Source organism: Pseudomonas sp. St386 (genome assembly GCF_018325865.1).
GTDB lineage: Bacteria > Pseudomonadota > Gammaproteobacteria > Pseudomonadales > Pseudomonadaceae > Aquipseudomonas > Aquipseudomonas brassicacearum.
In genome coordinates, this window is the sequence record NZ_AP021900.1 from 1,496,207 (window position 1) to 1,509,011 (window position 12,805).

At 60.8% G+C, this 12,805-nt stretch carries 10 protein-coding genes; 2 read left to right on the top strand and 8 right to left on the bottom strand.

Translation table 11 applies throughout. The annotated features are described in order from the left end of the window. Positions 1-9: 9 nt before the first annotated feature. From KI235_RS06570 to KI235_RS06590, 5 genes are all read right to left on the bottom strand, one after another. Entirely contained in the window at positions 10-711 is a 702-nt protein-coding gene (locus KI235_RS06570) for an ABC transporter ATP-binding protein (protein WP_212795598.1), read from the bottom strand. Continuing rightward, positions 712-1,479, bottom strand: coding sequence for a high-affinity branched-chain amino acid ABC transporter ATP-binding protein LivG (livG, locus tag KI235_RS06575; protein WP_003198476.1), 768 nt, complete (start codon positions 1,477-1,479; stop codon positions 712-714). Further along, on the bottom strand, positions 1,476-2,732 hold the full coding sequence (locus tag KI235_RS06580) for a high-affinity branched-chain amino acid ABC transporter permease LivM (RefSeq protein ID WP_003198478.1): 1,257 nt from the start codon (positions 2,730-2,732) through the stop codon (positions 1,476-1,478). Before KI235_RS06580 ends, livG begins: the two co-directional genes overlap by 4 nt. Next, positions 2,729-3,652, bottom strand: a complete 924-nt coding sequence (gene livH / locus KI235_RS06585) for a high-affinity branched-chain amino acid ABC transporter permease LivH (RefSeq protein WP_003198480.1) — start codon at positions 3,650-3,652, stop codon at positions 2,729-2,731. The genes KI235_RS06580 and livH overlap by 4 nt, the downstream gene beginning before the upstream one ends. A 230-nt stretch (positions 3,653-3,882) precedes the next feature. Next, positions 3,883-5,010: a branched-chain amino acid ABC transporter substrate-binding protein gene (locus KI235_RS06590; protein WP_003198482.1), complete on the bottom strand. Its 1,128-nt coding sequence runs from the start codon at positions 5,008-5,010 to the stop codon at positions 3,883-3,885. 340 nt (positions 5,011-5,350) lie between these two features. Here KI235_RS06590 and KI235_RS06595 point away from each other — a divergent pair, with 340 nt between their 5' ends. Then, positions 5,351-5,656, top strand: a complete 306-nt coding sequence (locus tag KI235_RS06595) for a DUF2288 domain-containing protein (RefSeq protein ID WP_003198483.1) — start codon at positions 5,351-5,353, stop codon at positions 5,654-5,656. Between the two features lie 287 nt (positions 5,657-5,943). Here KI235_RS06595 and KI235_RS06600 read toward each other — a convergent pair whose 3' ends face one another. Further along, complete coding sequence (locus KI235_RS06600; protein ID WP_003198485.1) at positions 5,944-8,121, bottom strand: hypothetical protein; 2,178 nt, start codon at positions 8,119-8,121, stop codon at positions 5,944-5,946. A gap of 351 nt (positions 8,122-8,472) precedes the next feature. Between KI235_RS06600 and KI235_RS06605 the strand changes: the two genes are divergently transcribed. Next, positions 8,473-9,822, top strand: coding sequence for an MFS transporter (locus tag KI235_RS06605; protein ID WP_003198487.1), 1,350 nt, complete (start codon positions 8,473-8,475; stop codon positions 9,820-9,822). A gap of 138 nt (positions 9,823-9,960) precedes the next feature. Here the strand turns inward: KI235_RS06605 and KI235_RS06610 are convergent, their stop codons facing one another. Further along, positions 9,961-11,478 carry an MDR family MFS transporter gene (locus KI235_RS06610; protein ID WP_003198489.1) on the bottom strand — a complete coding sequence of 506 codons (1,518 nt, stop codon included), beginning with the start codon at positions 11,476-11,478 and terminating at the stop codon, positions 9,961-9,963. A 69-nt stretch (positions 11,479-11,547) separates the two neighbouring features. Further along, positions 11,548-12,738 (bottom strand): 4-hydroxybenzoate 3-monooxygenase, encoded by a 1,191-nt coding sequence (gene pobA / locus KI235_RS06615; protein WP_003198491.1) that lies wholly within the window; start codon positions 12,736-12,738, stop codon positions 11,548-11,550. Positions 12,739-12,805: the final 67 nt, after the last annotated feature.

Genomic DNA, 12,805 nt, shown 5'->3' on the forward strand with positions numbered 1-12,805 from the left:
GCTGCAGACTCAACCGCCCAGGTACGCCTCGCGCACTTTCGGGTCGGTCAGCAGGGCTTCACCGGTGCCTTGCATCACCACGCGACCGTTCTCCAGCACGTACGCCCGGTCGGCGATTTTCAGCGCCTGGTTGGCGTTCTGCTCCACCAGGAACACCGTCACGCCATCCTTGCGCAGTTGTTCGATGATGTCGAAGATCTGCTGGATGATGATCGGTGCCAGGCCCAGGGAAGGCTCGTCGAGCAGCAGCAGGTTGGGCTTGCTCATCAGCGCACGGCCGATGGCGAGCATTTGCTGTTCGCCGCCGGACATGGTGCCGCCGCGCTGGGTAAAGCGTTCTTTCAGGCGTGGGAAAAGGTGAAGGACCTTGTCCATTTGTTCCTGATAGTCGCCCTTGTCAGTGAAGAATCCGCCCATGGCGAGGTTTTCTTCCACGGTCAGCCGGGCAAATACCCGACGACCTTCCGGCACCACCGCGATGCTCTTGCGCATGATCCGTGACGAGTCCTGGCCCACCAGTTCCTCACCCATGTAGCGGATGCTGCCGCTGTGGGCCTGGGGCGAACCGCAGAGCGTCATCAGCAGGGTGGATTTGCCGGCGCCGTTGGCACCGATCAGCGTCACGATTTCGCCCTGGCGGACTTCGACGTTGACGCTGTGCAAGGCCTGGATCTTGCCGTAGAAGGTGGAAACGTTTTCGAATTGCAGCATTTACGCTTCCCCCAGGTAGGCTTTGATCACTTCAGGATTGTCGCGGATCTGTTCCGGCGAGCCGTTGGCCAGAGGGGTGCCCTGGTTGATCACGACGATGTGGTCGGAAATGCTCATGACCAGCTTCATGTCGTGCTCGATCAGCAGCACAGTGACGTTGTGCTCCTCGCGCAGCACGCCGATCAGCGCTTTCAGGTCTTCGGTTTCCTTGGGGTTCAGGCCGGCGGCCGGCTCGTCGAGCATGAGGATCCGCGGACGGGTCATCATGCAGCGGGCGATTTCCAGGCGTCGTTGCTGACCGTAGGCCAGGGTCCCGGCGGTACGGTTGGCGAATTCCTTGAGGTTGACCTTGTCCAGCCAGTACTCGGCGTACTCCATGGCGTCGCGTTCGCTTTTGCGGAACGCCGGGGTCTTGAACAGGCCGGCAAAGAAGTTGGTGTTCAGGTGACGATGCTGGGCGATCAACAGGTTTTCGACCGCCGTCATGTCCTTGAACAGCCGCACGTTCTGGAAGGTGCGCACCACACCCTTGCGGGCGATCTGGTGGCCGGGCAGGCCCTGGATCGGCTCGCCGTCCAGCACGATGGTGCCACCGGTGGGTTGGTAGAAGCCGGTCAGGCAGTTGAACACGGTGGTCTTGCCCGCGCCGTTCGGCCCGATCAGCGCAACGACCTGTTTCTCTTTCACGGTCAGGGCTACGCCATTGACCGCCAGCAAGCCGCCGAAGCGCATGCTTAAATTTTCAACTTTCAGGATCTCGCGGCTCATTTGCGCAGCTCCATGTGGGGGCGTTGCATAGGCAGCAGACCTTGAGGACGCCAGATCATCATCAGCACCATCAAGGCGCCGAACATCAACATGCGGTATTCGCTGAATTCACGCATCATTTCGGGCAGCAGGATCATCACGATGGCTGCCAGGATCACGCCCAGCTGCGAGCCCATCCCGCCCAGCACCACGATGGCGAGGATGATCGCCGACTCGATGAAGGTGAAGGATTCCGGCGTCACCAGGCCCTGGCGTGCGGCGAAGAAACTGCCGGCAAAACCGGCAAACGCAGCACCGAGGGTGAAGGCCGACAGCTTGATGATCGTCGGGTTGAGACCCAGGGCACGGCAGGCGATTTCGTCTTCACGCAATGCCTCCCAGGCGCGGCCGATCGGCATGCGCAGCAGGCGGTTGATGACGAACAGCGCGGCCAGGGCCAGCAACAGGGCAACCAGGTAGAGGAAGATCACCTTGTTGATCGAGTTGTATTCCAGGCCGAAGTACTCGTGGAAGGTCTGCAGGCCTTCGGCGGCTTTACGTTCGAAGGTCAGGCCGAAGAACGTCGGTTTCTCGATGTTGCTGATGCCGTTCGGGCCACCGGTGATGTCGGTCAGGTTGCGCAGGAACAGACGGATGATCTCGCCAAAACCCAGGGTCACGATGGCCAGGTAGTCACCGCGCAAGCGCAGGACCGGGAACCCCAGCAGGAAACCGAAGGTGGCGGCCATCATCCCGGCGATCGGCAGGCAGATCCAGAAGCTCAGGCCGAAGTAGTGGGACAGCAGCGCATAGCTGTAGGCGCCGACGGCGTAAAAGCCGACATAACCCAGGTCCAGCAGGCCGGCCAGGCCTACCACGATGTTCAGGCCAAGGCCGAGCATCACGTAGATCAGGATCAGCGTGGCGATGTCCACCGCGCCGCGGGAGCCGAAGAACGGCCAGACCAGTGCCACGACGATCAGGCCCAGCACGATCCAGCGCTGGGTCGATGGCAGGGTGAGGAAGTTGCTGGCCTTGGCCGGGATCACCGGCAGGCCGGGCGACGACTTCCACATGGCGCTGATCTGCGTGCTGAACAGCACCCGCAGGAACATCAGCAGCGAACACACGGCGATGGTCGCCAGGATGGCCGGGCTGGTGCCATGCACTTCCAGGTTGATGCCGACGATGGTCAGTTTAAGACCCAGTACCGGGTAGGCCACGGCCCAGACCAGCAGGGCGCTGAAGAGCGCCGATTTGAGATGCCTAGTCATACTTTCTCAACCTCCGGGCGGCCCAGGATGCCGGTCGGCCGGAATAACAGAACCAGAACCAACAAGCCGAATGCCACGACGTCCTTGTACTGGTCGCCGAAGATGTCGGCGCCAAAGGCTTCCGCCACGCCCAGCACCAGCCCGCCGAGCATCGCGCCGGGAATGCTGCCGATGCCGCCCAGTACCGCGGCGGTGAAGGCTTTCAGGCCGACGAGGAAGCCGGCGTTGGGGTTGATCACGCCGTATTGCATGCTCAACAGCACCGCGGCGATGGCCGCCAGGGCCGCACCGATGACGAAGGTCAGGGCGATGATGTTGTTGGTGTTGATGCCCAGCAGGTTGGCCATCTTGATGTCCTCGGCACAGGCGCGGCAGGCGCGGCCCAGGCGGGAACGGGAGATGAACAGCGTCAGGCCGAGCATGGCGACCAGGGTCACCACGAACACCACGATTTGCATGTAGGAAATCAGCACTTCATGTGCCCCACCTGGCCCGATGGCAAAGTTGCCCGGAATCAGGTTGGGTATGGATTTGTCCTTGGAGTCTTGCGAAAGCAGTACCGTGTTCTGCAGGAAGATCGACATGCCGATGGCGGAAATCAGCGGGATCAGACGGTTGCTGCCGCGCAGGGGGCGGTAGGCGATCCGTTCGATGCTGTAGCCATAGGAGCTGGTGACGACGATGCTCGCGATGAAAGCCGCGGTCATCAACAGCGGGACACTGTCGAGTCCCATCATGCTCAGCCCGGCGATGGCGATGAACGCCACGTAGGAGCCGATCATGTACACCTCGCCGTGGGCGAAGTTGATCATTCCAATGATGCCGTAAACCATCGTATAGCCGATGGCGATCAGGGCATACGTGCTGCCAACGGTCAGGCCGTTAACCAGCTGCTGGAAGAAGTGATAGATGTCAGGCATTACAGCGCTCCTAAAAACCTGATACGCATTTCACTGGTGGAGTCATTTTCCCGCCCGGGTCCCGTGGATCTGCATCCACTTCGAACACGAGGTTTGCCAGCGAACCGCTGATGACGGTTTTGAGATTTTCAGGTGGGGAGACTGGCGGATCACGCCAGCGCGGCCCAATACATTTAAAACAAAGCCCACGGCACGCCGTGGGCTTTATTGGCAGTCAGTCAGACCAGGCCTTACTGAGGCGAAGCTTCGGTTTTAGGTTTGCCGAAGTGCCACTCGTAGACCACGAACTTGAAGTCCTTCAGGTCGCCCTTCGCGTCGAAGCTCAGGTCACCGGTTGGGGTCTTGAAGGTGCCGGCGTGGATGGCTTCAGCCACTTTGGCCGCGTCTTCGCTCTTGGCTGTGGTGATGGCCTGGGCAATCACCTGGACAGCGGAGTAGGACGGGAACACGAACGGACCGCTCGGGTCTTCTTTCTTGGCCTTGAACGCGTCAGCCAGGGCGACGTTGGCCGGATCCTGGTCGAAGGATTTCGGCAGGGTCACCAGCAGGCCTTCGGAAGCGTCCTTGGCGATTTGCGAGATGGAGTCGTTACCCACGCCTTCCGGACCCATGAACTTGGCCTTCAGGCCTTTTTCCTGGGATTGACGCAGGATCAGGCCCAGCTCCGGGTGGTAGCCGCCGTAGTAGACGAAGTCGACGTTGGCTTGCTTGAGCTTGGCGATCATCGAGGAGAAGTCTTTGTCGCCGGCGTTCACGCCTTCGAAGACGGCAACCTTGACGCCTTTGCCTTCGAGGGTTTTCTTCACGGCGCTGGCGATGCCTTCACCGTACTGCTGCTTGTCGTGCAGGACCGCAACGATCTTCGGCTTGACGTGGTCGGCGATGTAGTTGCCGGCCGCAGGGCCTTGGGCGCTGTCCAGGCCGATGGTGCGGAAGATCATCTTGTAGCCGCGAGCGGTGATGTCCGGGCTGGTAGCGGCCGGGGTGATCATGACCACGCCTTCGTCTTCATAGATGTCCGAAGCCGGCTGGGTGGAGCTGGAGCACAGGTGGCCGACCACGAACTTGACGCCGTCGTTGACGACTTTGTTCGCGACCGCGACCGCTTGTTTTGGATCGCAGGCGTCATCGTATTCAACGGCGACGAGTTGCTTGCCGTTGACGCCGCCCTTGGCGTTGATCTGTTCGATGGCCATTTTGGAGCCACTGAACTGCATGTCGCCGTATTGGGCTACAGGGCCGGTTTTTGGGCCGGCGATGCCGATCTTGATGGTGTCGGCGGCGAACGAATGGCTGGCAACCCCGGCCAGAACCATAGCGGCAAACAGTTTGGAAATCTGCTTAGTAGCCTTAGTCATAGTGCTCCACTCATGCTGTTGTAGTTTTTATAGTCCTGGCGCCGTAGCAGCAGAACCGGGTCAGATATCTTGGATATCCTCGCGGAAAATGCCCCCGGCAACTGTACCGGTACAGTGTAGAGCGCCGATTGTTGGCAAGGGAAGCTGGCGCTTGGGGGCAAAACCTGAGGGTGTCGCTTAATTGAAAGAAAAAGACAGAATAGCGGCGGGGTTTTGTCCGGTCATATCGGCAATCCTTGGCTTTCCTGCGCTTTTCAATCGGTACTGCAGTTACTACCGGGTTTTTCTGCCAGAGCACCGACGTTATCATTCGCGCCGATTTCTTTTCCGGACAGGTCCCATGAGTCAAGAACCTAGCACCCTCTATGCCAAGCTGCTTGGTGAAACCGCATCCATCACCTGGAAAGAGCTGGAGCCGTTCTTTGCCAAGGGTGCCCTATTGTGGGTCGATCCGGCACTGGATTTGATCGCAGCCGCCGAGGCCGTCGCCCAGGACGAAGGTACCAAAGTCGCCGCCTGGCTGGCCGCCGACCAGCTCGCCAAGCTGTCTGAAACGCGGGCGCTGGATTTTCTGGAACGCGATCCGCAGCTTTGGGCGGTGGTGGTTTCGCCCTGGATTATGATCCAGGAAAGGGCGTCGAACTGATCGATGCACCAAATTGGTTCGTGTTCGGGTGGGCAAGAAAGTGTGTAGGTGAGTAGCGTGATGGCGTCCTGCCGTGGCGAAACGCCACAGGGGAGGGTGACGTATACGTAACGGGAACAGTTTATGGAGCAGCCTTTGGGCTGCTCAATTGTTTCTGGATGTTGTCCAGGTGCGGGATTCAGGACCGCTATCGCGAGCAGGCTCGCTCCCACATTGGGTCTGTGTTCACAAATCCCTGTGGGAGCGAGCAGGCTCGCGATTGGAGGCAACACGGTGCTGCGCCGGCCTCAGTAAGTCCTGCCAGTATGGTTATTAAGGGAAATAACCTTGGTCTTGCCAATGCGGTGACGGTAGATCTCGCGCAGGTACTTGATGGCTTTTTTCACGCAGTCGCGGGACAGGCGGATGTCGTTGATCGAGACGAACTTGTCCTTGTCGTTGATCAGCTCGCGATACTTCTTCTCGTACATCGGCTTGATCGCGTACCAGTTGGTGTCGAGGATCTTCGCCGGGTTTTCGAATTCGTTGAGCAGGTCGTCGATCCGTTCTTCGTCGAAGTCTTCATTGATGATGAAGTCCAGGATCGAGTTGTCCAGGGTGTCGTCGAAGCGGTACGGGGTGCGGGCGAAGCAGCGTTTGATGAAGGCCACGATCAGGGTCAGGAAATCATCCGACAGGCACGGGCTCTTGGCGATCAGGGTGGTCAGCGACAGGTTGGCCGACGCGCCGATCACCAACGCGTAACGCTTGAGCGTGGTGTTGGGGAACAGGCTGTTGAGGTGGGTCTTGAGCCGGTTCAGGTCCATGTAGGACAGCTTGTAGTCCTTGGGCAGGGAGACGATGGACACCACCGACGAGCAGTTCTTGAAGAAGTGCAGGTCATGCAGGGCCGCGGCGTCGTAGCCGGAATTCTTGTACTGCTCCAGCGACGCCCGGTAGCGCTTGGATTCGATCGGCAACAGACTGATGCCTTCGATGGCCTGGGTGACTTTGTTGAAGTGCGGCAGGTCGATGGAACGGAAGAACAGGTCGTCGATGTTCAGGCGCGGCGGTTCTTTCTCGAACACCTTGAACTTGTCGCCGCTCGGCGCCGGGGTTTCCGGGACGACGGACTCGGCGTAGGCAATCGCCACCGGGCCGGCCAGACTCATGAACAGGTCGTTGGCGTCCAGGCGAATGGTTTCGCCAATGTCGATGCCGGCACGGCGGAAGTAGTTCTGATCGTAGTCGGTGGTAACCGCCTGGGCCGTCAGGATGTTGAAGATCTGCTGGGAGATGTACTGGTTGGCGTGCTTCTCCATGGCATTGACATCAATGTTCTGGATGTTGCCGTCATCGCTTTCTTCGGCATAGCGCATGATGTCGTTGGAGATCAGCATCATCGCGTTCCATGGGCGGATACGGCCCATCACGCTGGCTTCGCTGCTGTCTTCGTTGGCGAAGTTGTACGAGAAATCCCATTCTTCCGACAGGTACTTGCACAGCAGGCGTCCGGCGTTGATGTGCAAGGCCTCGGACATTTCGCTGCGATGGTCGGAAATATTCGGCAGTACGCAGATGCCGCTGGTGAAAATCGGTTCGAAGACGAAGGAGTGACCGCTCTTGCTGTCGTGTTCGTCCATCGGCTTGGTGTCGAACGTCTTGTTCATGTACGAGTATTGCTGGGCCAGGCCGAACTCCGAGGCCATGCCTGAACCGGTACCGCCGCCAGCACTGAAGATCGAGAAGTACAGGCGCGACTGGTTGGCCTTGATGCCGCAGCTGTCGATCAGGTACGAGTGGATCATTTTCCAGTCGGGGCTGGAGAAGCGCTGGGTGTCCTTGTTCAGGATGATCTTGGCCAGGTACTGGCCCAGGATCGGCGCGTTACCGGCGCCACCGGCATGGACTTCCGACAAGTCCATGATCTTCATCTTGCTGTAGTCGCGCAAAAAGCCGCTTTTCTCGCCCTTGCGCGAAAAACGGATACGCCCGGCGATGTCCTTGTCCAGGTCGCCGAGCATCACCAGCGGTTCCACCAGGAACACCGGTTTGCTGGCCTTGCTGGTGCCAAGACGCAGGTTGTTGCGGATCCACTGCGCGGGGCTGTAGCCCTTGTCGCTGTAAGCCTTGTCTTCAGCATTGAATTCGTTGAGGTAGAACTTGCGGGCGTTGTACACCAGCTCCGCCACGTCCAGGGCGATGTTGGAACCGCAGCGCCCCAGGCCGATCAGGCACACCGACGGGAATTCCTGCTGGGCGCGGTCGCTCTCGTCTTCCACCAGATGGGGCGGTCGCGGGAACACCGCGTCGCGCAGGCCATCGAGGTTGTCGAGGATCCGGTCGGTGTTGGTTTCGGTGAAATACAGATACTGCTGAGTCGACAGGGGACGCGAGCTGCTCGATGGTTTCGAGACTTCAGGGCCGTTGGCGGCCGGGCTCAGGGTCAGATCGGATACCGCAGTGGCTGTTTTTTTGGAAGTCATTGTGCGCCATATGCCTGAACTGGTTGGCTCGACGAGCGCTGTCATCGAGCCATCGCGGATGGGAGCTCGCGTCCTGGATGGCGCGAAGGTCGGCCCCGAGCGTCCAGGGCTATAGCCTGGGCGCCGCTCGAGAGATTCTTTCCTGATAGGTTGAATCGGCCATCGGCAGGCGATCTTTAATCAAGAATGGGCGAAATGATGGCAATTGTTACAGGAAATTGACCGTTATCAAGAATCGCGCCGCTCGCCATGGGTGGGTATCAGCCTTGCGAATGATTGGAGACAGTCCGCGCACCGCTGTCTAGATTGCAGATTCCGCTAATGCTCCATAACAATAAAAGAGACGGACCCATGCAGAACTCGACCCAAGCGGCGAATGCCTGGCGCATTCTGTTCCTGTTGTTCCTGGCCAACCTGTTCAACTTCTTCGACCGCACCATCCCGGCGATCATCATCGAGCCGATCCGCATGGAGTGGAGCCTCAGCGACTTCCAGATCGGCATCATCGGCACCGCTTTCACCATCGTCTACGCCATTGCCGGGTTGCCATTGGGACGCATGGCCGATACCGGTTCGCGCAGCAAGTTGATGGGCTGGGGCCTGGCGACCTGGAGCGCGCTGACGGCGGTCAACGGTCTGGTGGGCAGTTTCTGGGCGTTCCTGCTGGTGCGCATGGGCGTCGGGATCGGCGAGGCGAGTTATGCGCCGGCGGCCAACTCACTGATTGGCGATCTGTTCCCGGCCCATCGCCGGGCGCGGGCCATGGGCATTTTCATGCTGGGCCTGCCGATTGGCCTGCTGCTGGCGTTCTTCACCATCGGCGCGATGGTCAAGGCCTTTGACAGCTGGCGCGCGCCGTTCTTTATCGCGGCGGTGCCAGGCTTGGTGCTGGCGTTGTTCATGTTCTTCATCAAGGAGCCCAAGCGCGGCGCGGCGGAAACCGTGCAGGTGTCCCAGGAAAAAATCGACCGGCCGATCCGTCGAGTGTTGGCGATTCCCACTTTCCTGTGGTTGGTGCTGGCTGGGTTGTGCTTCAACTTCGCCACTTATGCCTGCAACTCCTTCCTGGTGCCGATGCTGCAACGCTATTTCCTGATGCCGCTGCACGAGGCGGCGGTGGCCACCGGGATCATGGTGGGCGTGACCGGGTTGTTCGGCTTGACCCTCGGCGGCTGGATCGCCGACAAGATTCATCAGCGCGTGCCCAGTGGTCGCTTGCTGTTCGCCGCGTTCAGCCTGGTGATCTCGACGCTCACCACTGCCTGGGCATTGCATGCCGGGCGGATTGAAATCGGTGTGTTCGTCGCGGTGTTCAGTGTCGGCTGGTTGTTCGCCTATACCTTTTATACCTGCGTGTACACGGCGATCCAGGACGTGGTCGAGCCGCGCCTGCGGGCCACGGCGATGGCGCTGTTCTTCGCTGGCCTGTACTTGCTCGGTGGCGGCCTGGGGCCGGTGGTGGTGGGTGGCTTGTCCGACTACTTCGCCCGCACGGCCATGGCCGCGGCCGGGGTCGACCAGATGACCGAAGCGTTCAAGGCCATCGGCCTGCATGACGCGATGTACCTGATTCCGGTGGCACTGTTCCTGACCATGGTGTTCCTGTTCCTGGCGTCACGTTGCTTTGTGCGCGATGCCAAGCGGATGAAGGACGGGATGAGCGCGGTGGTGCTGCCCGAAGGTGTCGTGGCGACTGCCTAAAAAGATTTTGTGGCAATGATGCTGATCGTTCCCACGCTCTGCGTGGGAACGCCTCGACGGACGCTCTGCGTTCGGCTCTGCAGGGACGCGGAGCGTCCCGGGCTGCATTCCCACGCAGAGCGTGGGAACGATCATGTGCTAGCGGACCTTCTCATCTCGCCCGCGCAGCAAGCGATTGGGCATCGCCAGCGCCGCGGCCAACCCCAGCAGCGACACCGCCGCGCTGATCGCCAGCAAATGCCGGAACGTCGCCTGCAACTCCTGGCGCAAGGCATTTTGTGCCTCGCCCGGGGCGGCGTTCAGGCCGTCCAGCAAGACGCTGCCGGAATGCCCTTCACCGATCATCGACGAGCTGGCGAGCTGGGCGAAGCTTGAATCCTGCAGCAAGGCCAGCAGCAACGCGGACATCAGTGCCACGCCCACCGCGCCGCCAAGGGAGCGGAACAGGTTGGTGGTGCTGGTGGCGACGCCGATGTCCTGTTGGTGCACGGCGTTCTGCGCACCCACCAGTGAAGTGGGAAACTGCATGCCGGAGGCGATGCCGCTGAGCAGCATGAACAGGCTGCTCAGCCAGAGCGCGGCGGGCGGGGTGAAAGCCATGCCCAGGATAGCGAACGGGAAGAGCAGGGCGCCGCTCAGGATCATCGGCTTGTAGCGCCCCGTGACCGAGGTCCGGCGTCCGGCGAAATACGCGCCGATCGGCAGCCCGATTGCCAGCGGCAACAAGTGCAACGCCGCACTGTCGGCACCGGCGCCGGTCACGCTCTGGAAGCGTAACGGCACCAGCACCGTCAGGGAGATCGCCTGGAAGCTGGTGAAGAACACCGTGCACCAACACAGCACCGCATCGCGGTTGGCGAACAGGTGCATCGGCAACAACGGCTCCCGCGCCCGGCGCTCGTGCCAGGCGAACACCCCCAGCGCTGCTCCTGCGCAACCCAGCAATCCCAGCACTTCACGGCTGTGCCAGGCATGACCCTGGCCGACCTGGGTGATCCCCAGCAGCAGCGCCGTCAGGCCGATGATCAGCAACACGGTGCCCAGGTAATCGATGATCGGCGTGCGTTGCGGCACCGGCAACCCGACCAGGCTGCGTCGGGCCACCCACCAGGCCACCAGTCCCAGCGGCAGGTTGATCCAGAACACCCAGCGCCACGACAGGTACTCGGTCATGTAGCCGCCGAGCACCGGCCCGGCGACGCTGGCCACCGCGTACATGCTGCTGAAATAACCCTGGTAGCGACCGCGTTCGCGGGGCGGGATAATGTCGCCGATGATCGCCTGGCTCACCGAAATCATCCCGCCGGCGCCGATGCCCTGGAAAATCCGCGCCAGCACCAGTTGCTCCATGTTTTGGGCCAGGCCGCAGAACAGCGAGGCCAGGGTGAACAGGCCCATGCCGAACAGCATCAGTGGCCGGCGACCGTAGAGGTCACCGAGCTTGCCGTAGATCGGCACCGCCACGGTCATGGCGACCATGTAGCCGGAAATCACCCAGGCCAGCAGGCTGACGTCGGCAAACTGTGCGGAGATGGCCGGCATCGAGACGGCGACGATGGTCTGGTCCAGCGCACCCAGGAAAATCGCCAGCATCAGGGCTGCCAGCACGCTGCGGATGGCCGGTTTTGGGGCTTGGAGCGTATTGAACTGAGTCAAGGCAGAACCTGCGGGCATCGCGCCGGAGAGGCAAAATGGACGAAACCCGCAGTTTAAGTCGATAGGCGACTATTCGATAGCCTCGTAAGGAAGTCCGACGTAATTTTCCGCGATGGTCTTGCGACCGGCCTCGGAGTCGACGAAATATTCCAGCTCGGCTTCGCTGATGCGCTGGTTGAAGGCATCGTCGTCGAAGCGGTGCAGCATCGAAGTCATCCACCAGGAGAACCGTTCGGCTTTCCAGACGCGCCGCAGGCAGATGGCTGAATACTTCTCCAGCAGATCCACACGGCCGTCGCGATAGACCTTGAGCAGGATGTTGAACAGCGTGCTGACATCGCTGGCCGCCAGGTTCAGCCCTTTGGCGCCGGTGGGCGGGACGATGTGGGCCGCATCGCCTACCAGGAACATCCGCCCATACTGCATCGGCTCGACCACGAAGCTGCGCAGCGGGGCGATGCTTTTCTCGATGGACGGGCCGGTCACCAGGGCTTCGGCCAGGTCGGCGGGCAGGCGGTTTTTCAGTTCATCCCAGAAACGCTCGTCCGGCCAGTCGGCCACTTGTTCCTCGGCGGGCACTTGCAGGTAATAACGGGTGCGGGTCTTGGAGCGCATGCTGCACAAGGCAAAGCCGCGTGCGTGGCGAGCGTAGACCAGTTCTTCGTGGACCGGTGGGGTGTCGGCCAGCACGCCGAGCCAGCCAAACGGGTAGACGCGTTCGAAGACCTTGAGTTTTTCCGCAGGAATGGACTGTCGCGCCACGCCGTGGAAACCGTCGCAACCGGCAATGTAGTCGCAGTCCAGGCGCCAGGTTTCCCCTTCATGCTCGAAGGTCACGAAAGGGGTTTCGGTTTGCATGTCGTGGGGCTGGGCATTGCTGGCCAGGTACAGGGTCCGGGCGCCGGCGGCTTCGCGGGCGGCCATCAAGTCGCGGGTCACTTCGGTCTGGCCGTAGACCATGACATTTTTACCACCGGTCAGGCCCTTGAGGTCGATGTGCACCCGCCGATCGTTGAGCACCAGTTCAAAACCGTCATGGGGCAGGCCTTCGGTGTCCATGCGCTGGCCAACGCCAGCCTGGCGCAGCAGCTCGACCATGCCTTGCTCCAGCACACCGGCGCGGATGCGGCTCAGTACGTATTCCGGGGTCTGGCGTTCGAGGATGACAGTGTCGATTCCTGCGTTGTGCAGCAACTGGCCGAGCAGCAGGCCAGAGGGGCCGGCACCGATAATAGCGACTTGGGTCTTGAGGGTTTTCATTGTTGTTATGACTCGCACGAAGCACGCGACCAGGGTCGGTGTTGATTATTAGAAATCGAGTGCCTAC

Coding starts and splice junctions, on each gene's coding strand:
- KI235_RS06570 (WP_212795598.1), bottom strand. CDS start 711: ATGCTGCAATTCGAAAACGTTTCCACCTTCTACGGCAAGATCCAGGCC.
- livG (WP_003198476.1), bottom strand. CDS start 1,479: ATGAGCCGCGAGATCCTGAAAGTTGAAAATTTAAGCATGCGCTTCGGC.
- KI235_RS06580 (WP_003198478.1), bottom strand. CDS start 2,732: ATGACTAGGCATCTCAAATCGGCGCTCTTCAGCGCCCTGCTGGTCTGG.
- livH (WP_003198480.1), bottom strand. CDS start 3,652: ATGCCTGACATCTATCACTTCTTCCAGCAGCTGGTTAACGGCCTGACC.
- KI235_RS06590 (WP_003198482.1), bottom strand. CDS start 5,010: ATGACTAAGGCTACTAAGCAGATTTCCAAACTGTTTGCCGCTATGGTT.
- KI235_RS06595 (WP_003198483.1), top strand. CDS start 5,351: ATGAGTCAAGAACCTAGCACCCTCTATGCCAAGCTGCTTGGTGAAACC.
- KI235_RS06600 (WP_003198485.1), bottom strand. CDS start 8,121: ATGACTTCCAAAAAAACAGCCACTGCGGTATCCGATCTGACCCTGAGC.
- KI235_RS06605 (WP_003198487.1), top strand. CDS start 8,473: ATGCAGAACTCGACCCAAGCGGCGAATGCCTGGCGCATTCTGTTCCTG.
- pobA (WP_003198491.1), bottom strand. CDS start 12,738: ATGAAAACCCTCAAGACCCAAGTCGCTATTATCGGTGCCGGCCCCTCT.